This is a genomic window from Nonomuraea solani (genome assembly GCF_900108335.1).
Lineage (GTDB): Bacteria > Actinomycetota > Actinomycetes > Streptosporangiales > Streptosporangiaceae > Nonomuraea > Nonomuraea solani.
Genome location: NZ_FNVT01000019.1, coordinates 138432 through 159267 on the forward strand (window position 1 = coordinate 138432; position 20836 = coordinate 159267).

The 20836-nt window shown below is 72.3% G+C and carries 19 protein-coding genes; 7 read left to right on the forward strand and 12 right to left on the reverse strand.

The annotated features are described in order from the left end of the window. Window positions 1–74 precede the first annotated feature (74 nt). From dnaE to C4V41_RS62365, 5 genes are all read left to right on the forward strand, one after another. Window positions 75–3617, forward strand: a complete 3543-nt coding sequence (dnaE, locus tag C4V41_RS45655) for a DNA polymerase III subunit alpha (RefSeq protein WP_268808822.1) — start codon at window positions 75–77, stop codon at window positions 3615–3617. Beyond that, a complete protein-coding gene (locus C4V41_RS45660; protein ID WP_103962300.1) occupies window positions 3614–3865 on the forward strand; it encodes a DUF6300 family protein in 252 nt (83 codons plus the stop codon). Before dnaE ends, C4V41_RS45660 begins: the two co-directional genes overlap by 4 nt. Further along, window positions 3862–4365: an NUDIX domain-containing protein gene (locus tag C4V41_RS45665; RefSeq protein ID WP_103962301.1), complete on the forward strand. Its 504-nt coding sequence runs from the start codon at window positions 3862–3864 to the stop codon at window positions 4363–4365. Before C4V41_RS45660 ends, C4V41_RS45665 begins: the two co-directional genes overlap by 4 nt. An 80-nt stretch (window positions 4366–4445) precedes the next feature. Then, complete coding sequence (locus tag C4V41_RS61170; protein ID WP_146104037.1) at window positions 4446–5192, forward strand: hypothetical protein; 747 nt, start codon at window positions 4446–4448, stop codon at window positions 5190–5192. Further along, a complete protein-coding gene (locus tag C4V41_RS62365; protein WP_160150619.1) occupies window positions 5189–5335 on the forward strand; it encodes a hypothetical protein in 147 nt (48 codons plus the stop codon). The genes C4V41_RS61170 and C4V41_RS62365 overlap by 4 nt, the downstream gene beginning before the upstream one ends. Window positions 5336–5398: 63 nt before the next feature. Here the strand turns inward: C4V41_RS62365 and C4V41_RS45675 are convergent, their stop codons facing one another. From C4V41_RS45675 to C4V41_RS45710, 8 genes are all read right to left on the reverse strand, one after another. Further along, entirely contained in the window at window positions 5399–6694 is a 1296-nt protein-coding gene (locus C4V41_RS45675; protein WP_103962303.1) for a family 43 glycosylhydrolase, read from the reverse strand. A gap of 75 nt (window positions 6695–6769) precedes the next feature. Next, window positions 6770–8233 carry a benzaldehyde dehydrogenase gene (locus tag C4V41_RS45680; RefSeq protein WP_103962304.1) on the reverse strand — a complete coding sequence of 488 codons (1464 nt, stop codon included), beginning with the start codon at window positions 8231–8233 and terminating at the stop codon, window positions 6770–6772. Between the two features lie 26 nt (window positions 8234–8259). Continuing rightward, window positions 8260–9279, reverse strand: a complete 1020-nt coding sequence (locus tag C4V41_RS45685; RefSeq protein ID WP_103962305.1) for a branched-chain amino acid ABC transporter permease — start codon at window positions 9277–9279, stop codon at window positions 8260–8262. Next, window positions 9276–10142, reverse strand: a complete 867-nt coding sequence (locus C4V41_RS45690) for a branched-chain amino acid ABC transporter permease (RefSeq protein ID WP_103962306.1) — start codon at window positions 10140–10142, stop codon at window positions 9276–9278. The genes C4V41_RS45685 and C4V41_RS45690 overlap by 4 nt, the downstream gene beginning before the upstream one ends. A 1-nt stretch (window position 10143) precedes the next feature. Next, window positions 10144–10893 carry an ABC transporter ATP-binding protein gene (locus C4V41_RS45695; RefSeq protein ID WP_235030789.1) on the reverse strand — a complete coding sequence of 250 codons (750 nt, stop codon included), beginning with the start codon at window positions 10891–10893 and terminating at the stop codon, window positions 10144–10146. Then, window positions 10883–11626, reverse strand: coding sequence for an ABC transporter ATP-binding protein (locus tag C4V41_RS45700; protein ID WP_103962307.1), 744 nt, complete (start codon window positions 11624–11626; stop codon window positions 10883–10885). Before C4V41_RS45700 ends, C4V41_RS45695 begins: the two co-directional genes overlap by 11 nt. Next, a complete protein-coding gene (locus C4V41_RS45705) occupies window positions 11626–12918 on the reverse strand; it encodes an ABC transporter substrate-binding protein (protein ID WP_160150620.1) in 1293 nt (430 codons plus the stop codon). The genes C4V41_RS45700 and C4V41_RS45705 overlap by 1 nt, the downstream gene beginning before the upstream one ends. A 185-nt stretch (window positions 12919–13103) precedes the next feature. Next, window positions 13104–13931, reverse strand: coding sequence for an IclR family transcriptional regulator (locus C4V41_RS45710; protein ID WP_235030790.1), 828 nt, complete (start codon window positions 13929–13931; stop codon window positions 13104–13106). A gap of 59 nt (window positions 13932–13990) precedes the next feature. Between C4V41_RS45710 and C4V41_RS45715 the strand changes: the two genes are divergently transcribed. Beyond that, window positions 13991–15466 (forward strand): aldehyde dehydrogenase family protein, encoded by a 1476-nt coding sequence (locus C4V41_RS45715; RefSeq protein WP_103962309.1) that lies wholly within the window; start codon window positions 13991–13993, stop codon window positions 15464–15466. A gap of 2 nt (window positions 15467–15468) precedes the next feature. Here C4V41_RS45715 and C4V41_RS45720 read toward each other — a convergent pair whose 3' ends face one another. Both C4V41_RS45720 and C4V41_RS45725 read right to left on the reverse strand, forming a co-directional pair. Beyond that, the gene (locus C4V41_RS45720) at window positions 15469–17772 is read right to left on the reverse strand and encodes an ABC transporter permease (RefSeq protein ID WP_103962310.1); all 2304 of its coding nucleotides are present in this window, start codon (window positions 17770–17772) and stop codon (window positions 15469–15471) included. A 124-nt stretch (window positions 17773–17896) separates the two neighbouring features. After that, entirely contained in the window at window positions 17897–18604 is a 708-nt protein-coding gene (locus C4V41_RS45725) for an ABC transporter ATP-binding protein (RefSeq protein WP_103962403.1), read from the reverse strand. Window positions 18605–18726: 122 nt separating this feature from the next. Between C4V41_RS45725 and C4V41_RS45730 the strand changes: the two genes are divergently transcribed. Next, the gene (locus C4V41_RS45730; RefSeq protein WP_103962311.1) at window positions 18727–19449 is read left to right on the forward strand and encodes a phytanoyl-CoA dioxygenase family protein; all 723 of its coding nucleotides are present in this window, start codon (window positions 18727–18729) and stop codon (window positions 19447–19449) included. 187 nt (window positions 19450–19636) lie between these two features. Here the strand turns inward: C4V41_RS45730 and C4V41_RS45735 are convergent, their stop codons facing one another. Both C4V41_RS45735 and C4V41_RS45740 read right to left on the reverse strand, forming a co-directional pair. Continuing rightward, entirely contained in the window at window positions 19637–19999 is a 363-nt protein-coding gene (locus C4V41_RS45735; protein WP_160150621.1) for an STAS domain-containing protein, read from the reverse strand. A gap of 140 nt (window positions 20000–20139) precedes the next feature. Next, window positions 20140–20808 carry a TetR/AcrR family transcriptional regulator gene (locus tag C4V41_RS45740; protein WP_103962313.1) on the reverse strand — a complete coding sequence of 223 codons (669 nt, stop codon included), beginning with the start codon at window positions 20806–20808 and terminating at the stop codon, window positions 20140–20142. Window positions 20809–20836 lie beyond the last annotated feature (28 nt).

Consider the following 20836-nt stretch of genomic DNA (forward strand, 5'->3'; position numbering starts at 1 on the left):
TGGACAACCCCACCCGCCTTCGGGTCGAATGCTCGTTCGCGGGGATAAGCCTACAACTGGAAGGCGTGGTGTTCGTGGCGTCCTTCGTGCATCTGCACGTGCACACCGAGTACAGCATGCTCGACGGCGCGGCCAAGGTCGGCCTGCTGATGAAGGAGGTGTCCCGGCAGGGGATGCCGGCCGTGGCGATGAGCGACCACGGCAACGTGCACGGGGCGTACGAGTTCCACCACGCGGCCCGCAAGGCGGGGGTCAAGCCGATCATCGGCATCGAGAGCTACGTCGCCCCGGCCTCGCGGCGGCACCGGCAGCCGGTGTTCTACAGCGACAACCTCGCCCTGCGTAAGTCGAACGACGACACCGGCGAGGGCGGCGACGTGTCGGGGCGCGGCCTGTACACGCACATGACGATGTGGGCGGCCGACGCCCGGGGTCTGCGGAATCTGTTCCGGTTGCAGTCGCGGGCGTGGCTCGAAGGACATGTCCAGAAATATCCGCGCATGGATGATGAACTGCTGGCCGAGCACGGCCAGGGCATCATCGCCACCACCGGCTGCCCGTCCGGCGAGGTGCAGACCCGGCTGCGGCTCGGCCAGTACGACCGCGCCGTCGAGGCCGCCGCCCGCTACCGCGACCTCTTCGGCCCGGGCAACTACTTCCTGGAGCTGATGGACCACGGCCTGGCCATCGAGCGACGGGTCCGCGAGGACCTGCTCAGGCTGGGCAGGGACCTCGGGCTGCCGCCGCTGGCCACCAACGACTCGCACTACGTCACCGAGGACCAGGCCAGGGCGCACGACGTGCTGCTCTGCGTGGGCACCGGCAAGCGGCTGGCCGACGCCGAACGGTTCCGGTTCAGCGGCAGCGGCTACTACGTCAAGTCCGCCGGGGAGATGCGCGCGCTCTGGGACGGAGAGGTGCCGGGCGCCTGCGACAACACGCTGCTGATCGCCGAACGGGTCGGCGACTACGACGAGGTGTTCGCCCACCGGGACCTGACGCCGCGCTTCCCCGTACCGGAGGGTGAGAGCGAGTCGAGCTGGCTGCGCGCGGAGACGCTGGAAGGCGCGCGCGACCGCTACGGCGCGCGCCCGCCGCAGGAAGTGCTCGACCGCATCGACTACGAGCTGTCGGTCATCGACATGATGGGCTTTCCCGGCTATTTCCTGGTGGTGGCCGACATCTGCCGGTACGCGCGGGAGCACGGCATCGGCCTGGGCCCGGGGCGCGGCTCGGCCACCGGGTCGATCGTCGCGTACTGCACGGGGATCACCCAGCTCGACCCGATCGAGCACAAGCTGATCTTCGAACGCTTCCTCAACCCCGAGCGGATCTCGATGCCGGACGTCGACCTCGACTTCGACGACCGGCGCCGCGACGAGATGATCGACTACGTCACCCGGAAATACGGCGAGGACCGGGTCTGCCAGATCGTCACGTTCGGCACCATCAAGGCCAAGGCCGCCATCAAGGACTCCTGCCGCGTCCTCGGCCTCCCGTACGCCCTGGGCGACCGCATCACCAAGGCGTTCCCGGCGGCGGTCGGCGGCAAGGAGATCCCCCTGGCCGCCATCCACGACGCCGGCCACCCGCGCCACGGCGAGGCCGCCGAGCTGCGCCAACTGTACGAGCAGGACCCCGACGTGAAACGGGTCGTCGACACGGCGGCCGGGATCGAGGGCCTGACCCGCGGCACCGGCGTCCACGCCGCCGGGGTGATCCTGTCCAGCGAGCCGCTGACCGACGTGATCCCGCTGGCCAGGCCGAAGGCCGACGGGCCGATCGTCACCGGTTTCCCCTTCACGCAGGCCGAGGAGATGGGCCTGCTGAAGATGGACTTCCTGGGCCTGCGCAACCTCACCGTGATCGGCGACGCGGTCGCGGGCGTGCGCGCCAACAAGGGCCTCGACATCGACATCCGCGAGGTGCCGCTGGACGACGCGACGACGTACGAGCTGCTGGCGCGCGGCGACACGCTCGGCGTCTTCCAGCTCGACAGCGGCGGCATGCGGGTCCTGCTGAGGCTGATGCAGCCGACCACGTTCACCGACATCGCGGCCGTGAACGCGCTCTACCGGCCCGGCCCGATGGAGATGAACGCCCACACCAACTACGCGCTGCGCAAAACCGGTAAGCAGCCGGTCGAGCCGATCCACCCCGAGCTGGCGGACGCGCTCGAACCCATCCTGGGCGACACCTATCACCTGGTCGTCTTCCAGGAGCAGGTCATGGCCATCGCCCAGCGGCTCGCCGGCTACTCCCTGGGCGCCGCCGACATGCTGCGCCGGGCCATGGGCAAGAAGAAGAAGGAGGTCCTGGACGCCGAATGGGACCGGTTCTCGGCGGGCATGCGCGAGCGCGGCTTCTCCGGCGAGGCGATCAAGGCGGTCTGGGATGTTCTGGTCCCCTTCAGCGGCTATGGCTTCAACAAGTCGCACACCGCCGGATACGGCCTGGTCTCGTACTGGACCGCGTATCTCAAGGCCAACCATCCATGCGAATATCTGGCCGCGCTGCTCACCTCCGTCGGCGACGACAAGGACAAGATGGCCGTCTACCTGGCCGACTGCCGGCGGCTGGGCATCAAGGTGCTGCCTCCCGACGTCAACGCGAGCCTGCTGAACTTCGCCGCCGTCGGCACCGACATCCGCTTCGGCCTCGGCGCCGTGCGCAACGTCGGGGCCAACGTCGTGGACGCCATCGCCACCACCCGGGAGGCGCGGGGCCCGTACACCGACTTCAACGACTTCCTCGCCAAGGTCCCCTCCGTCGTCTGCAACAAGCGGGTGATCGAGTCGCTGGCCAAGTCGGGCGCCTTCGACAGCCTGGGGCACCACCGTAAGGCCCTGGTCGCGGTGCACGAGCAGGCCGTCGACGGGGTCATCGACCTCAAGCGCAACGCGGCCCACGGCCAGGACTCGCTGTTCGGGGAGCCGAGCAGGAGCGGCGCGTTCTCGGTCGCGATCCCCGAGGGCGAGTGGGACCAGGCGACGCTGCTCGCGTTCGAGCGCGAAATGCTCGGCCTGTACGTCTCCAGCCACCCGCTCGACGGCGCCGAACACGTGCTGAACGCCCACCGCGACACCACCATCGCCGACCTGCTGACCTCCGGGCGGCAGGACGGGGTCACCCGGATCAGCGGCATCGTCTCGGGCGTGCAGCGTAAGGTCACCAAGCAGGGCAACCCGTGGGCGATCGTCACCCTCGAAGACCACGACGGGGCCGTGGAGTGCCTGATCTTCCCCAAGACGTACTCGCTGTACGGCGAGGCCCTCGCCCAGGACCAGGTGATCTCCGTACGCGGCCGGATCAACGTACGCGACGAGACGGTGAGCGTCTATGGCGAGGAGCTGACCCCGCTCAACGTCGCCCAGGCGGGCACCGAGCCGCCCGTGGTGATCTCGATCCACGAGACCCAGCTCAGCGCGCGCCTGGTGCGGGAGTTCCGGCACATCCTGACCACCCATCCCGGGCGGGCGCCCGTGCACGTGCGCCTGCTCAGGAACGGCGCCGCCGGCGTGCTGCTGGACCTGCCGCCGTTCCAGGTCACTCCGGAGCCGGCGTTCTACGGCGACGTCAAGGCCCTGCTCGGCGCGGGCGCGATCGGGGGCGCGTGACCGGCGACGGCGGCTGCCCCCGCTGCCGCACCGACAGCGTCCTGGCCGTCCTGCGCCTGCCCGCCACCTGGGCGAACCAGGCCGGGGGCGCGCGCGAGGTCGTCCTGTGCGCCCGCTGCGACGCCGGGGATCCGGTGGTCGCGTACTTCGCCGCCCACGGGACCGTCCGGCCCGAAGGCGTGGACGAGCTCGCGCGGCTCCTGCTCGACTGGATCGACCGCGCCCGGCCCTTAGGATCACCACCGTGACGACCAAGAACGCGCACTGCTCCTTCTGCGGCACGGCCTTCCCGGCGGGCCTGCCCTGGCCGCGCGCCTGCGCCGCCTGCGGCAACACCAGCTACCTCAACCCGCTGCCGGTCGCGGTGATGGTGCTGCCGGTGGACGACGGCGTCCTGGTGGTACGCCGCGACGTCGAGCCGCACCGCGGCGCCCTGGCCCTGCCCGGCGGCTACGTCGATCTGGGCGAGTCCTGGCAGCGCGCCGCCGTACGGGAGCTGCGGGAGGAGACGGGGGTGGTCGTCGACGCGGAGGCCGTACGGCTCCTCGACGTGATCAGCGCCCCCGACGGGACGGTGCTGATCTTCGCCCTGGGCCCGCGGCTGGACGCGGCCGGCCTCCCGCCGGTGCGGGCCACGGCGGAGACGTCGGAGTGGCTGCTCATCGACCGGCCCGCCGAGCTGGCGTTCTCCCTGCACACGCGGGTCGTCGCGGCCTACTTCGCCGGAAGTGTCGGCCCCGGTCACTAGGGTGCGGCCATGATCAAGGCCAGCGCGAGCGCGCCCCACACCCCCCATTAGCCCCGGGCGGCAGGACCCCGCTGCAGGACGTGCTCCACCGCGTCGAGGCCGCCGCCCTGAACGATCTCGCGGAACTCCTGAACGGCCTCGGCGACGCCGGCCGGCGTGAGGTGGCCCGGCACCTGCCCGCGCATCTCGCCGGACGGCTCCGCGGCGGGGTCGAGGCCCGGTGGCGGGTCCAGGAGCTGGCCCCCGGCTACCGGCTGGCGGGCGCCGCCTGCCTGGGCGGCGCGGAGCAGGTGGCGAGCTGGCTCGACCGGCGGGAGCTGCGCCGGGTGCCCGCGGCCGAGGCCGACGCCGTACGCGTGCTGTCCCTGATCCGCGACCGGCCCGAGGAGTGGCGCCGTGACCTGGCCGTACGCCTGGTGCGGCGGCTGCGGCCGGTCACCGGCTCGCCGTGGCGGTGGGGCGAGCAACTGCAGGGCTGGGACCTGGCGGCGGGGCTGGCGATCGAGACGGGCATCGAGCCGCCCGGCAACGACGCGTTCGTGGCCGGCTGGGTGTGGGCGGCTGGCCGAGCGGCAGCGGCTGAGCCGGGGAGCCGCCGTCCTCACCGACGACCCGCTGCTCGATCACCTGCTGCCGCACCTGTTCCAGGCGCAGGGCGTCGCCGAAGCGCTGGCCTGGAACCATCTCTGGTCCGACGGTCAGAGCCTGATCGGGGAGCTGGTCACGCTGGCCGGGTCGGGCCGGGTGCCGCGGCGGACGCTGATCGACGGCTGCGCCCGCCGGTTCCCTGGCCGGTGTCGAGGCCGCGGAGGCCGGTCCTTTCGTGACGTTGTGGCAGGATCTGCGGCCGGAGCCGGCCGAGATCCCGGTGGCTGACTTCGTCCGGGTGCTGCCGTCGGCGTCGTCGCCCGTCGTGCAACTCGCGGTGGACGAGCTGCGGGCGACGGGCGGCCGGGTGATCCGGGCCTGAAGTCGGGCGGCCGGCGCACCCGGGTCCTCAGGCCCGTGATCGCCGGCCGTCCCTCCGGAGCGATCAGGCGATCTCGATGTGGTCCAGCTCCGCCCAGCGGGTCTGGTGCTGGAAGCGCAGCACGTTCCAGCCCGCGTTCAGCGTGATTCCGGCCGGCACCTGCGTCCAGTTCTCCCAGCCGCGGTCGGGGTAGTCGACCACGATCTGCGCGCCGCCGTTCACGGTCAGCCGGTGCTGCGCGTCGCCGTACCCCGCCGCGTACGTCACGTGGGCGGTGTAGGCCCCGGCGACCGGCGCGTACACCGTGACGTCGACCCAGCTGTCGGCGTAGTCGAGCTTGGCGACGACCGCGCCCTGGGACGCGCCCGACGCGTTGCGGACCTCGGCGTGGTTGATCGCGCCCCGCTCGGCCTCGTAGCGGACCCGGCTGCCGCGGATGACCGGGTAGTCGTTGGCCCAGCCCAGCTCGGCGGTGTACATCCAGCGCGCGTTGTTCACCCAGCCGTGGAAGAACGCGCGGTTCCCGAGCACGTCGGTGCCGCCGGGACCCTGGACGGCGCCGTCGAACGTGGCCGTCGTCATCAGCGGCCGGTACGCCTTGGTGTAGGGGCCCTTGAGCGACGGCGACACGGCGTACCCGGTGAAGTAGCTGTTGCCGGTGTAGGAGCCGCCCGAGTAGAAGAGCACGTACTGGGAGGCCCGTTTGACCAGCACCGGCGCCTCGATCACCCCGGCCTCCTCCGGCCGGTCGTTGCGGATCAGCTCGGTCCGGCCGCCGACGAAGGTGACGCCGTCCGCCGCGACCTGCTGCAGCCACAGGATGGAGGGCTTGCCGACGGCGTTGCCGTCGTTCTTGTAGAGCAGGTAGCGCTTGCCGTCGGCGTCCACGAAACTCGACGGGTCGATGTCGCCGCCCTCGCTCGCGTTGCAGACCAGCGGCGCGCTGCCCAGGGGCTGGAACGGGCCGAGCGGGTCGTCCGCGACCGCCGCGCCGAGGCACATGCGCCCGGCGGCGGTGCTGGGGCCGGTGAAGTACATGAGGTAGCGGCCGTCGGGGCGGCGCGAGACGTCGGGCGCCCAGAATCCGCCGGTGCCCGCCCATGACGGCTTGTTCGGCAGCGCGTCCCCGCGCCTGGTCCACGGCCCGGTGGCCGACGGCGCGCTGGCCACCGGGATGCGGCCCGCCGAGCCGCTGGTGGAGTAGGCGTAGAACGTGGAGCCGACCTGGAGGATGTCGGGGTCGGGGAAGTTGGAGCTGATCACGGCGGCAGGGGCCACGGCGGCCGCGGCCGGGCCACCGGTCGGCAACCAGGCCGCGACGGTGCTCAGAAGCAGGGCGATACGGCCTAAGTGCCGCATAGAGGGTACCTCCGATTCTCTTTCCCACGTTGTAAACCATTTCGGCGCGCCGCGAAAGGGTCTTTACGGAGGTTGTCAGAACGGATACCGCGGCGGCTCCCCTCGCATCGTGATCCAGCGGGTCTCGGTGAACGCCTCGACGTTGGCCGCGGCGCCGCCGAACCGGGAGCCGGTGCCGGAGGCGCCGACACCGCCGAAGGGGGCGTTGGCCTCGTCGTTCACCGTCTGATCGTTGATGTGCACGATGCCGGTGGGGATCTGCTCGGCCACGGCCAGGCCGCGCATCACGTCGCGGGTCACGATGCCCAGCGACAGGCCGTACTCACCGGCGGACGCCAGCCGCGCGGCCTCCTCCACGGAGGCGACGGGAGTGACCGGCGCGACGGGGCCGAAGACCTCGTCGGCGAACGCCGGCGCGGTCAGGGGCACGTCGGCCAGCACCGTGGGCCGGTAGAAGAGCTGGTCGTAGGTGCCACCGGCCGCCAGCCTGGCGCCCTGGCCGACGCTCGCGGTGACCAAGCCGTGGATCTTGTCGCGCTGTCCGGCGTCGATGACGGGGCCGAGCGCCACCTCGCCGCCGGCCGGGTCGCCGACGGGCAGGGCGGCGGCCTTGGCGGCCAGTCCTTCGACGAAGGCGTCGTACAGGTGGCCGGCGACCAGGTGGCGGCCGGTCGTCATGCAGATCTGGCCCTGGTGGAAGAACGAGCCCCAGGCGGCCAGGTTCACCGCGGCGTCCACGTCGGCGTCGTCCAGGACGAGCAGCGCGGAGTTGCCGCCGAGCTCCAGATGGGCGCGCTTGAGGTGGCGGCCGGCCAGCTCGCCGATGCGCCGGCCGACGGCCGTCGAGCCGGTGAACGAGATGACCCGCACCGCCGGGTCGGTGATCAGGGCCTCGCCCACGTCGGGGCCGCCCGGCAGCAGTTGCAGGACGCCGGGCGGCAGGCCGGCCTCCTCGAACACGCGGACCATGAGCGTGCCACCGGTGACGGCGGTGCGCGGGTCGGGCTTGAGGATGACCGCGTTGCCGAGCGCGAGCGCCGGCGCCACCGAGCGGATGCCGAGGATGATCGGCACGTTGAACGGCGAGATGACCGCGACCACGCCGGCCGGCAGCCGCCGCGCCATGGACAGCCGGGGCTGCTCCGACGGCAGGACCTCGCCGATGGCGCGCGCCGGCAGGCCGGCCGCCTCGTAGCACTCCTCGGAGGCCACGTGCAGGGCGAACCCGGCCATCCCGGGGACCGCGCCGACCTCGCGCACGTTCCAGCCGCTGATCTCCTCGGCGTGCTGTTGCCACAGGTCACCGGCCTTGCGCAGGACAGCGGCGCGAGCGGTGTGCGGCAGCGCCGCCCACTCCTTCTGGGCGCGGGCGGCGGCCGCGCCGGCCTCGGCGACGTCCTCGGGGGTCGCCCGCCCCATCCGGCCGAGCTCCTTGCCGGTGGCGGGCTCGACGACCGCGTAGTCGCCGCCCTTTCCGGCGGTCCACTCGCCGTTCTTGAAGATCTTTCCCTGCCATTCGACGCCGTCGAGCAGTCCCATGGCGACCGTCCTTCCGTTCGTGTTCCTCACCTCATACGTACGTGGTAGCCGACGGGGAACAGGCTCAGCCCGGTCCGGCCGCGTACCATCCCCCATAACCCGCCCGGCAACCACAGCGCGACCACGATGCCGACCGCGCCCAGCAGCACCAGGTACCACGAGCCGTAGTCGGCGAGCAGTTGCTGCAGCCCGAAGAAGATCAGCGCTCCGAGCAGCGGCCCTTCGATGAAGCCGATGCCGCCGATCACCACGATGAAGATCATGTACGCCGACCACTGCACGCTGAAGATGGAGTCCGGGTTGACGCTGAGCGAGCTGACCGTGATCACCCCGCCCGCCGCGCCGCACCCGGCCGCCGCGACCAGGTAGACCAGCCGCTTGGCCCGCCCCACGTCGATCCCGGCGGAGCCGGCCGCGGTCTCCTCGTCGCGCACCGCCATGAGCGCCAGCCCGAGCCGCCCGCGCAGCAGCAGGTAGCACCCGCCGATCGTGGCCAGCGCCAGCGCGAGCGCGATCCAGTACGTCAGCGCACCCCGCAGCGTCTGGTCGATGCCCGACAGCCCGGTCAGCCCCTTGCCGCTGCCGCCGCCCACGCTGTCGATCCGGACCACCAGAAGCCGGTAGACCTCGGCGATCACCCAGGTCCCGACCGCGAAGTAGTCGCCGCGCAGCCGGAAGGCCAGCCACGAGGTCGGCACCGCGAACAGCGCGCAGGTGAGCGCGGCCAGCGGCAGCGCCAGGTACGGCTGCACGCCCAGGTCGGCCAGCGCGATGACGGCGTACGCGCCGATCCCGATGTAAGCCTGCTGCCCCACCGACACCAGCCCGCCGAAACCCGCGAGCAGGTTCCACATGCTCGCCAGCGCGATCAGCACGAACAGGTTGACCAGCGTGTCGGTGACCGTGCTGAACACCAGGAACGGCAGCGCCGCGAGCAGCCCGGCGGCGGCCACCATGACGACGGCCGCCACCTTCGACGACCGGGCCGCCCGGCTCACGTCCAGCGCCGCCGCCGCGCGGCCGGTGAGCGTCTCGGAGATCGTCATGCGGCCCGCCCCGCGAGCAGGCCGCGCGGCCGGAAGGCCAGTACGGCGAGGAAGACGAGGTGCCCGGCGAGCAGGGTCAGCGCGGGGTCGGCCTGCGCGCTCAGCGACTGGGTGACGCCGAGGACCATGCCGCCGAGCAGCGTGCCCCACAGGGAGCCGAGGCCGCCGATGACGACCGCCTCGAAGGCGAAGATCAGCCGGGCGGGCCCGATCGAGGGGTCGAACGACGAGCGCATCGCGAACATCAGGCCGGCCAGCGCGACGGTGGCGAACGCGATCGCGGTGGCGACGCCGTACACGTGCCGGCTGTCGGCGCCCATCAGGCTCGCGGTCTCGCGGTCGTCGGCGGAGGCGCGCAGCATCCGTCCGAGGCCGGTGCGCGACAGGAACATCTGGATGCCGATCAGCGCGGCGCCGGCCAGCAGGAACGTCGTCAGCGCCAGGTAGCCGACCGAGATCGAGCCGCTCAGCTCGAACGAGCCGGTGGCGAACGCGCCCCCGTCAAGAGTGCGGGTGTCGGCCGAGAAGATCTCCAGCAGCACGTTCTGCAGCACGATCGACAGCCCGAACGTGACCAGCAGCGTGGCCAGCGGCCCCGCCGACAGGCTGCGCTGCAGCAGCAGCCGCTGGGTCAGGTAGCCGAGCACGGCGAACAGCGGCACGGTCACCACCAGCACGATCCACAGCGGCAGCCCGGTCCCGCCGACCAGGGCCAGCGCCAGGAACGAGGCGACCACCGCGAGGTCGCCGTGCGCCAGGTTCACGATCCGCATGACGCCGAACATGATCGACAGCCCGGTCGCGAACAGCGCGTAGAGGCCGCCGAGCAGCAGCCCCTGGACGATGGCGTTGAGCCAGCCCATGTCAGTCCCCCATCCCGAAGTACGCGTGCTCGACCTGCTCGGCGGTCAGGTCCGCGGGCCGGCCCTGGAGCACGGAGCGGCCTTCGAGCAGGCAGTGCACGCGGTCGGCGACGCGCATGGCCTGGGAGACGTCCTGCTCCACGAGCAGCGCGGTGGTGCCGGTGCCGACGATGCCGGGGAGCACCTCGTAGATGCGGCGGACGATCACCGGCGCCAGGCCCAGGGACAGCTCGTCGATGAGCAGCAGGGCGGGGTTGGCCAGCAGCGCCCGGCCGATCGCGACCGACTGCTGCTCGCCGCCGGACAACTGGGCGGCGTTCTGCGTGCGCCGGTCGGCCATCCAGGGGAACAGCTCGTACACGGCGGGCAGCGTCCAGGCGCCGGGCCGCCGGCGGTAGGCGCCGGCCAGCAGGTTCTCCTCGACGGTGAGGGAGCGGAACAGCCTGCGGCCCTCCGGCACCAGGGCGATCCCCGCGCCCACCCGCTTGTACGCGGGCAGCCGGGTGATGTCGCGGCCGCCGAAGTGCACGGAGCCCGAGGTCGGCGGGTTCAGCCCGGCCAGGGCGCGCAGCAGGGTGGACTTGCCGGCGCCGTTGGCGCCGATGATGGCCAGCACCTCGCCTTTGCCCAGGTCGAGGCTGAGCCCGTCCACCGCGCGCAACTGACCGTGGTGAACGGTGAGGTCGCGCACCGACAGCAGCGTCATGACGCGTTCTCCCCGGTCGTGCGGATCGGCGGCGTCATGACGCATCCTCCTCCGTCATGACGCCCAGGTACAGCTCGCGTACCTTCGCGTCGGCCAGCACTCTCAAGGGGGCGTCGTCGGCGACCACGGCGCCGCCCGCCAGGCACACCATCCGGCCGACGGTCTTGACCAGCGCGTGCACGACGTGCTCGATCCAGACGATGCCGAGGCCGTCGGCGTGCAGGCGCCGGACGACCCCGACGAGCTCCAGCACCTCCGGCTCGGTCAGCCCGCCGGCGACCTCGTCCAGCAGCAGCAGCCGGGGGCGGGTGCCCATGGCGCGGGCCACCTCCAGGCGCTTGCGCTGCAGCAGCGTGAGCCGCCCGGCCGGGATGTTGGCCAGGCTCGCCAGGCCGGTGCGGTCGAGCACCTCCATGGCATGCCCCCACGCCCGCCGGCCCTTGAGCGCCGCGCCCTGGTGGCCGCAGACCAGCACGTTCTCGAACACGGTCAGGTGCTCGAACGGCCGCGGCACCTGGTGGGTGCGTCCGATGCCGGCCCGCGTACGGACGTGCGGCGGCACACGGGTGATCTCCCGTCCGTCCAGCCAGACCGTGCCGCCGTCGGGCCGCAGGTCGCCCGAGATCATCGCGAACAGGCTGGACTTGCCGGCCCCGTTCGGCCCGACGATCCCGAGGGCCTCGCCCGGCCCGACGGACAGGGTCAGGTCCCTGGCGACGGTCACCTTGCCGAAGCTCTTGGTGAGGCCGTCGAGACGCAGCAGTGGTGTCGTCGTCATCAGGCGTTGGTGGGCCGCAGGTCGCCGCCGATGGGGACGTCCTTGTTGCCCGAGTTGTCGACGATCACGACGTCCCACGGGAACGTCTCGCCCTTGCGCCACTGCCCGCCGACGGGGTGCTGGATCGCGATGCCGGGGTGCGGGCCGGTGGTGAAGTCGAGGTTCCCGCTCATGCAGCTGATCTTCATGCCGCGCAGCTTCGAGGCCACCTCGTCGCGGTCCTTCGGGTCACCCGCCTCCTTGAACGCCTGGATCGCGATCTCGAACAGCGAATACACCGAGCCGAGCGCCTGCGTCCACTGCTTGCCCGTGTCGGCGGCGAAGTCGTCGGCGAGCTGTTTGGCGGAACCTCCGTCGAGCGTCGACTTGTACGGGTGCGCGGGCGTCCACCAGAAGTCGGTCGCGATGTCGGCCGCCAGCGGCCCGAGCGCCTCGGCCTCGGAGGGGAACAGCATGACCTTGGCGACGGTGGCCAGCTTCGGCCTGAACCCCTGCTGCCTGGCCTGCTTCCAGAAGGTCTGGAAGTCGGGCGGGATCGGCGTACAGGTGAAGAGTTCGGCCTCCGACTCCTTGAACGTGGCGATCTGCGCGGTGAAGTCGGTCGCGCCGCCCTGGTAGGCGCCGCCGTCGACCGGGGTGTAGCCGGCCTGCTTCATCATCGGGCCGAGGCCCTGGCGGAAGGCGTTGGCGTCGGTGTCGTTGGGCCACAGCGCGGCGACGTTCTTGCTGGACACGTCCATGCGCCGCCACATCGGGAAGAAGCAGTCGGCGAACTCCCGCATCCCGAAGAAGAACAGGGTCGTGTACGTGAAGCCCTTGTCCTTGCCGCCGCGGCCGTTCCACCACGCCTCCCAGGGGGCGATCGTGGTGACGTTGGGGATGCCGTTGGCCTCGCACTGGTCGGCGACCGGGTTGGTGGTGTCGGGGGTGGAGGAGCCGACGATGAGGTCCACCTTGTCGCTGTTGATGAGCTGCCGGGTGACCTCGGTGGCCCGGTTCGGGTTGGACTGGGTGTCCTTGACGACGATCTCGATCCGGCGTTTCCTGCCGCCGGCGGTGAAGCCGTCGCGCACCGCCTCCTGGATGCGCTTGACCACGAAGGTGTCGGCGGTGGCGAAGCCGGCCAGCGGGCCCGTCTGGGGGCTGACGTAGCCGATCTTGAGCACGTCCGACGACGAGGCGCCGGTGCCCTTCAGCCCGCCGCAGGCGCTCACCAGGGACGCACCACCGAGGGCGGCGGCCGCCCGCAGCACGGAGCGGCGGTTCGGGCCGCTCGAAGAGGTGTCGCTCACGCGAACTCCTTGTCGGCGGCATGCCGAGCACACCGCCATTGCTCTGGGGGGAACGCCACCTGGTGGGCGGTAAGGACCTCGGGTGGCCTCCGGTGGCGGGAATTGAGCCGACCGTACGATCCCGCCCGCATCAGAGCAACAACAGGTTCCGAAGGCTCGAACGCGATTTGCCTCCTTGGAACGCCCTACGCCTCCGGGCGGTATCCCAGGCGCCGCGAGATCTCCCCGGCGGTGCGCCGCAGCGCCGGCTCCACCCGCCCGGCCAGCGCCTCCACGCTGGTCGGCGAGATGGTCAGGTGGACCGCGATGTTGACCGCCGCGACCACCTCGCCCGAGCGGTCCCACACCGGCGCCGCGAACGAGCGCAGCCCCGGCGCGAGCTCCTCGTCGTTGACCGCGACGGCGCTCTGGCGCACCTTGGCCAGCGCGGCGATCAGCTGCTCGCGGTTGGTGATCGTCTTGGGGCCGCGCCTGGCCATGTCGGTGCGGTCGAGGATCTGCCGCAGCGCCGCCGGATCCTTGTACGCCAGCAGCACCTTGCCCATCGACGTGCAGTACGCCGGCAGCCGGGACCCCACGTGCAGGTTGAGGTCCATGGCCAGCGAGCTGCGCCGCCCGCTGCGCCTGCGGTCCACGTAGACGACGTCGGGCCCGTCGCACAGCCCCATGCTCACGGTGAACCCGGTCTCGTCGGCCAGCGCCTGGAGCAGCGGCCCCGCGACCTTCGTCAGCTCCATGGAGTCGATCGCGGCGAACCCGAGGTCGACCACGCGGGGGCCGAGGTAGTACTTCTTGGTCTCCGGGTCCTGCCGGATGTAGTCCAGTTTGGTGAGGGTGGCGACATAGCGGTGCGTGGTGCTCTTGTTGAGCCCGACCGCGCGCGCCAGGTCGGCGATGCCCAGCACGGAGCGGTCCCCGCTGAAGGCCGACAGGATGCGCAGGCCGCGTTCGAGGGAGACGGAGAAGGCCGGGTCGGCGCTCGTGCGGCCGCGCGGGCGGGGATCGTCGCTCACACCCGTCAGGATACGGTCATACAGTTCCAACTATTCGAACCAAGCGGATCGGGGGCTCGATGACCGGAAGCGGCTGGCCCAGGCCACGTACCGGGCACTTCATCGGCGGCGCGTGGGTGGAGGCGGCCTCGGGCCGTACCTACCCGAACCGCTCCCCCTGGTCCGGGGAGGTGCTCGGAGAGGTCGCGGCCGGGGACGGCGAGGACGCCGGGCGGGCCGTGGCCGCCGCCCACGCGGCGTTCGGCGGCTGGGCCAGGGCCCTGCCCCATGAGCGGCAGCGGATCTTCCTGCGCGCGGCCGACCTCATGGAGAGCCGCCGCGACGAGGTGCTGCGCGCGCTCGCGCTGGAGACCGGGTGCGGGCGTCATTTCGGCGGCGTACAGGTCGACTTCGCCCTCAAGCTGCTGCGCCAGGCCGCGCACCTGGCCTACCGGCCGGCCGGGGAGCTGCTGCCGTCCGACGTCGAGGGCACGCGGGCGATGGCCGTACGGCGGCCGGTGGGCGTGGTCGCCGCGATCGCGCCGTGGAACGCCTCGGTCGTGCTGGCCGGCCGGGCGACCGTCGGGCCGCTCGCGCTCGGCAACACCGTGGTGCTCAAGCCGTCGGAGGAGTCCCCGTACACGGGGGGCGCGCTCTGGGCCGAGATCCTGCACGAGGCCGGTCTGCCCGCCGGGGCGTTCAACGTCGTCACCCACGCCGCGGGCGAGGCCGGCGGCGTGGGCGACGCGCTGCTCGACGACCCCCTGGTCAAGCGGATCAACTTCACCGGCTCCACGCCCACCGGCCGCCGCCTCGCCGAGAAGGCGGGCCGGCGGCTGAAGCGCGTGCTGCTCCAGCTCAGCGGCCAGAACCCGCTCATCGTGGCGGGCGACGCCGACCTCGGCTACGCGGTCGACGCCGCCACCTACGGCGCCTTCGTGCACCAGGGGCAGGTGTGCATGTGCGCCCGCCGCGTCTACGTCGAACGCCCGCTGGCCGCCGCGTTCGCCGAACGGTTCGCGGCCAGGGCGGCGGCGCTGCCGACCGGCGACCCGCGCGACCCGGCCACCGTCGTCGGACCGGTGATCAACGAGTGGGCGCTGGCGCTCCTCGACCGCCGCGTCAAGGAGGCCGTCGGGCTGGGCGCCCGCGTCCTGGCCGGCGGCGTGCCCGAGCCGCCGTGCTACCCGGCGACCGTGCTCGCCGACGTGCCCGACGAGGCGGAGATCGCGCAGGGCGAGACGTTCGGGGCCGTGGTGGTCCTGGAGGTGGTCGACTCGGCCGAGGAGGCGGTCGCCCGCGCCAACCGCTCGGACTTCGGCCTGGCCGCCTCGATCATCACCGGCGACGCCGGCCGCGGCCTGCGGCTGGCCGCGCAACTGGACGCGGGCATCGTGCACGTGAACGACCAGCCGGTCAACGACGAGCCGCAGATGCCGTTCGGCGGCGTCAAGGACAGCGGCTGGGGCCGCTTCGGGCTGGGCCTGGCCGCCGAGGAGTTCTGCGAGCTCCAGTGGGTCACCGTACGCGACCAGGACCGGACGTTCCCCTTCTGAGGTCACTCATTGTGCAGGACGGCGGCGATCGTGAGGCGGGCCGCCGAGCGGGCGGGGATGAGGGCGCCGAGTACGGCGATCGCCACGCCCGCAGGCACCAGCAGGGCGAGCAGGGGCAGGTCCCACACGTCCTTCATGTGCTCCGGGAAGACCACGGCCGGCACGTTGTCGACGATCGCCCGGTGCGCCAGCGTGCCGATGGGGATGCCGAGCAGGCCGCCGGCCACGCCCAGGGCCGCCATCGAGGTGACCACCATGATGGTGACCTGGCGGGGCGTCATTCCGATGGACTTGAGCAGGCCGAGATCGCGGCGGCGTTCGCGGATGTCGAGCAGGGCGGTGTTGAAGACGCCGAGTGCCGCGACGACGATCAGCAGCGTGGTGAAGACCGAGGCGAAGCCGACGACGACCGCCGTGGCCGTGCTCTCCGCGCCCGCGACGTACGGGTAGAGGCCGGGGTCGGCCGCCTTGACCGCCCTGGCATAGGCGTGGGGGTCGGCGCCGGCGGCGAGGCGTACCTCGTAGTTGTCGGCACCGGTGTCCGGGGCCAGCGTGGTCAGCGTCTGCCAGGAGGACCAGAGGAAGCGGGGGTCGCCGCTCATGATCTGGCCGACGATCGTGACGCGGGCCTGCCGGCCGTTCAGCTCCAGGGTGACCTGGTCGCCGACCCCCAGGCCGCGCTGGGCCAGGAACGGCGGCGGGGCGACGATCTGGCCGGGGCCGTCGATCCAGCGCCCCTCGACGATCTGACCGGCCACGGTGGCGGGGTCGCCGCGCTGGAAGTTGACGGCGCCGCGCTGCGCCTGGCCGGTCAGGCGCACCTCGACGAAACGCTGGGCGGTCACGTGCGTCACGCCGGGCAGGGAGCGCAGCAGCGCCTCGATCCGCTCGTCGCTCAGCTTCGGTGCGGTCTGCTGGAACGCCGGCTCGCCCGCGCGCACGCCCACCCGCGGGACCGGGCTCCCTTCCGCCTCCGCGAAGGCGATCATGGTGCTGGTGAGCCCGGTGGTGAGGGTGACCGTGGCCACGCCGAGCACTATCGCCGCCATGGTCATCGCCGTACGGCCCGGCCGCCCGAACGGCAGCCCCAGCCCCAGGCTGACCGGGCGCGGCAGCCGGGAGCCGCCGAGCCGGCGCCGCACACCCAGCCCCCATCCCCGGCCTCGTCCCCGGCCCGGCGCGCCGCCCGCGCTGATCGCCCGGGCGGCCGGCAGCCGGTGCGCGCGCAGCGCCGGCACCAGTGCCGCGAGGACGACCAGGAGCGGCATCCCCGCCAGGCAGACGACGGACACCCACGGGCTGATCCCGATGCCGGCGCTGCCGGTCTCGGTGCCCTGGAAAGCGGCCCGCAGTAGGGGCCTGGCCAGCAGGTTGCCCATCAGCGTGCCCAGGACGCACCCGGCGATCGCGGGCACCGACACCATCGTCAGATAGACGGCGACCACCTGGTTCGGGGTGAAGCCCACCGCCTTGAGCACGCCGATGTGCCGGGATCCGGACACGACCGCGCCGCTGACCACGTTGGCCACGATGAGGACGGCGACCAGCAGGCCGAGCACGCCGAACAGGGTCATGAACGGCAGGTAGGAGGAGGCCGTGCTGGAGAAGGCCCGCCGCAGCGCGACGTGGGACTGCGCGACCGTCAGCGCGCCCGGGGGCAGCCCGGCGGTGACCGTGTCCAGGGCGTCTCCGGGGTCGGTGAACCGGTAGAGCATCTGCGCGCCGGTGGGGCGGAGCGCGGCGGCCTGGGCGGGAGTGACCCAGGCGTCGGCCGACCGGCTCATGCTGGAGGCGAAGCCGACGACGGTCAGCGGCGGGACCCCGGGCGCCACCAGCCGGGAGCCCAGGGCGCCGGGCTTGAGGCGGTCGTCGGCCGAGCTCTGGTTGATGACGATCTCGCCGGGCGCGGTGGCCCAGCGGCCGTGCAGCAGGGGCAGCCGGTCCACCGGCCCGCCGGGGTCCGCGCGGCCGACCAGCTTGAGCGGGCCCTCGGCCTCGCTGATGTCGGTGGTCCTGGGGAAGTCGATGACGACCTGGTCGTACGGGCCCGCCGCGGCCTCGACGCCCGGCCGTTTCGCGGTTCGCGCCAGTCGTTCCTTCGACACCTTGGTCAGGTCGAAGACGGCCACCGTGTGAGCGCCGCGCTGCTGGTCGAAGGCGCGGTCGAAGGGGGTGGTGGTGGCGTCGAGGAGGCCGAGCGCGAGCATGATCGTCGTGGTGCCCGACCACACGACGAGCCCGATGATCACCGTCTGCAGCCGTCGCCGCCGCACCGCCGCCCGCGCGGCCCGCCACACCGCGCTCATCGGGCCCCCTCCCATCCACTCATGCCGTCCGCGCTCATTCGGCCCATTCCAGGGCACCCGTCAGCCGCGCACGGGGCGCTCATTCGGCACGCTCCAGGGCTCCCATCAGCCGCCCGCGGCGCGTTCATTCGGCACGCTCCAGGGCGCTTTCGCCGGTGACGCGGCCGTCGGCGAGCTCGATCAGGCGGCCGGCGCAGCGGCGGGCCAGGGCCGGGTCGTGGGTGACGAGCAGCAGCGTCTGGCCGATCTGGTTGAGGTCGATGAGCAGGTCCATCACCTGCTCGCCCGACCGCCGGTCCAGCGCCCCGGTCGGCTCGTCGGCCAGCAGCAGCGCCGGGCGGTTCATCAGCGCCCGCGCCACCGCCACCCGCTGCCGCTCGCCACCGCTCAGCACCGCCGGGTAGGCGTCCTTACGGCCCGCGATGCCCAGCTCGTCGAGCAGTTCGAGGGCGCGCCGGCGGGCCTGGCGGGCCGGGGTGCCGGTGAGCTGCGCGGACAGGGCGACGTTGTCCAGCGCGGGCAGGTCGTCGATGAGGTTGAAGAACTGGAAGATCATGCCGATGTGCCGCCGCCGGAACAACGCCAGCCCGGTCTCGCTCAGCCGGCCCAGCTCCTGCCCGCCGACCGCGACCGTGCCCCCGGTCGGCCGGTCGAGGCCCGCGATCATGTTGAGCAGGGTCGACTTGCCGCAGCCGGACGGCCCCATCACGGCGACGGCCTCGCCCGCGCGGATCTCCAGGGTCACGCCGTCCAGCGCCGCGGTCTCGCCGTACTGCTTGCGCACCCCGTCCAGCCGTACGATGACCTGTCCTGTTGTGTCGTCACTGTCCACGGGCAGCACGCTAGGACAGGCGCGAGCCGTCCGGCATCAGCCCGCGGGTCCATCCTCGCGGCGATGTCATCCCGCAGATGTACGCCGGAAAATCGGTGGACGCCGTCGTTATCGTGGCGCCTATGACTGTTATCGATGTCGACCGGTTCATCGCCGATGGGTTCGCCAAGCTGGAAGCGGCCGTGCCCCGCGAGGTCGGCGACGCGGCCAGAGACTTGATGTGGCGGCAGATCGGCCTGTCGCCCGACGACCCCTCTGGCTGGCAGCAGCCCGTCGTGTGGGCGGCCGACCTGGCCGGCAAGGGCCCGTTCGGGGAGCTCATGCGCAGCCCGCGCCTGCGTGAGGCGCTGGACGAGGTGGCCGGGCCCGGCGGCTACCAGCCGCGCGGCGTCCTGGGCAACATGCCGATCCGGTTCCCCGGCAAGGCGCCGGTGGACGATCGCGGCTGGCACATCGACGCCTCGGTGGCCCTGCCCGACGGCTCGTGGGCGGTGTCGGGGCGGCCGGAGACGATGTTGCTGCTGGTGCTGCTGTCCGAGGTGGGCGAGGACGACGCGCCGACCCGGATCAGGGTGGGCTCGCACCGCGACGCCGCGGAGATGCTGGGTGAGCGGGTGCTCGACCCGTTCGAGGCCGGGCCGCTGCTGGACGAGGCCTCGAAGGACCGCCCGGTGGCGTACGCGACCGGGCTGCCGGGTGACATGTACCTGGTGCACCCGCTGACCGTGCACGCGGCCGACGAGCACCGGGGCACCCGGCCGCGGTTCATGTCCCAGGCGCCGGTGACCCTGACCAAGCCGGTCGCGCCCGGCGGGGACAACGCCCTGGCTCGCGCGCTCGCCTGACCTCCCTGGAGATCGGGGTCCTGTTCACTCATCCGCGGCGCGCCGCCGGGACGTACTAGGAACTAGGACCCCGACCCTGAGGAGGCTGAGTTGCGCACCACCTTCATGAGACCCAGGCCGAGACCGGCCCGCCCGCAACCGGGCCTGGACCTGCGGACACCTTCGGGACGCAGACTGCCGTACTGATTCACCCAGGGCCGTCGTCGCCGCCGAGAGCCTGAACGGCGGCGGCCACGTCTTTGTAGAAGGGCAGCCAGGTGGCCAGGCCGGTCAGCCACAGGACCTGCATCCGCGACGGGGACGCGCCGGCGAAGGCGAGGCTGCCCTCCGACGAGGTGGCCCGCTGATGGTGCTCCGTGATCATGCCGAGGGCACCGGAGTCCATGAACGTCACGCCCGACAGGTCCACGACCACGTGGTCATCGGCCGTACGGAAGAACGTGCGCAGGCACCGGTCCAGCGCACCCTTGGTCACCGAGTCGAGTTCGCCCCCGACCGTGACGACGGCGGCACGGCCGAGACGGCGAGTGGACAGTTGCAGGTGGTCCATACGACGCTCCATCGGTGGCTCCGGCACTCTCGTGTCTGCCGCAAGGGCCGGCGGCCGGGAGCTGAAGCAGGGCAAGGCCACATACTCGCACGATCCGCTGCCGATTGTGCGGCGTTCCGGCTTTCGGGAGGAGCGCCGCGCTACGGATTGAGCCGGGCCTCCAGGCCGTCGAGGATGGTCTCCAGGCCGAACGCGAAGGTGTCGTCCGGCGCGTCGGCGTAACCGGCGACGGAGTCGAGGCGGGCGCGCAGGCGCGGGAACCGGCTCGCGATCTCCACGGCCTGTTCCATGGTCTCGCGCATCAGCTCTTCCTGGTCACCGCCGTCGCGGCCGAGCTTCCTGGTCAGCGACGCCTGCGCGGCCGGGACGAGGGCGTTGCCGAGCACGAACGTGAAGACGGTGGCGACCGCCTGGTCGGCCTGCGCGCCGGCGAACCCGGCCGCCTCGAAGATCGCCAGGGCGTGGTCGTCGTGGCGGGCCTTGCCGGCGCTCGGCATCAGGAACGCGGTGAACGTCTGGACCAGCCAGGGGTGGCGGGCGAGCATCTCGTACAGGCCGGTGGCCGCCTGGGTGGCGGCGGCCCGCCAGCCGATCACGGCCAGGTCGGGCAGCGGGACCTCGCCCCACACCTGATCGCCGGCCAGGGCGATCAGGTTGTCCTTGCTGCCGACGTGCCAGTAGACGGCGGTGGCCGCGGAGTCGAGCCGCTTGCCCAGGGCGCGCATGTTCAGGCCTTCCAGGCCCTCGGCGTCCAGGAGGTCGATGGCGGCGTTGACGATCTGTTCGCGGGTCAGCGTGTCGCGTGGCATGCGCCCAAGATAGCTTGCACAGCGTTCA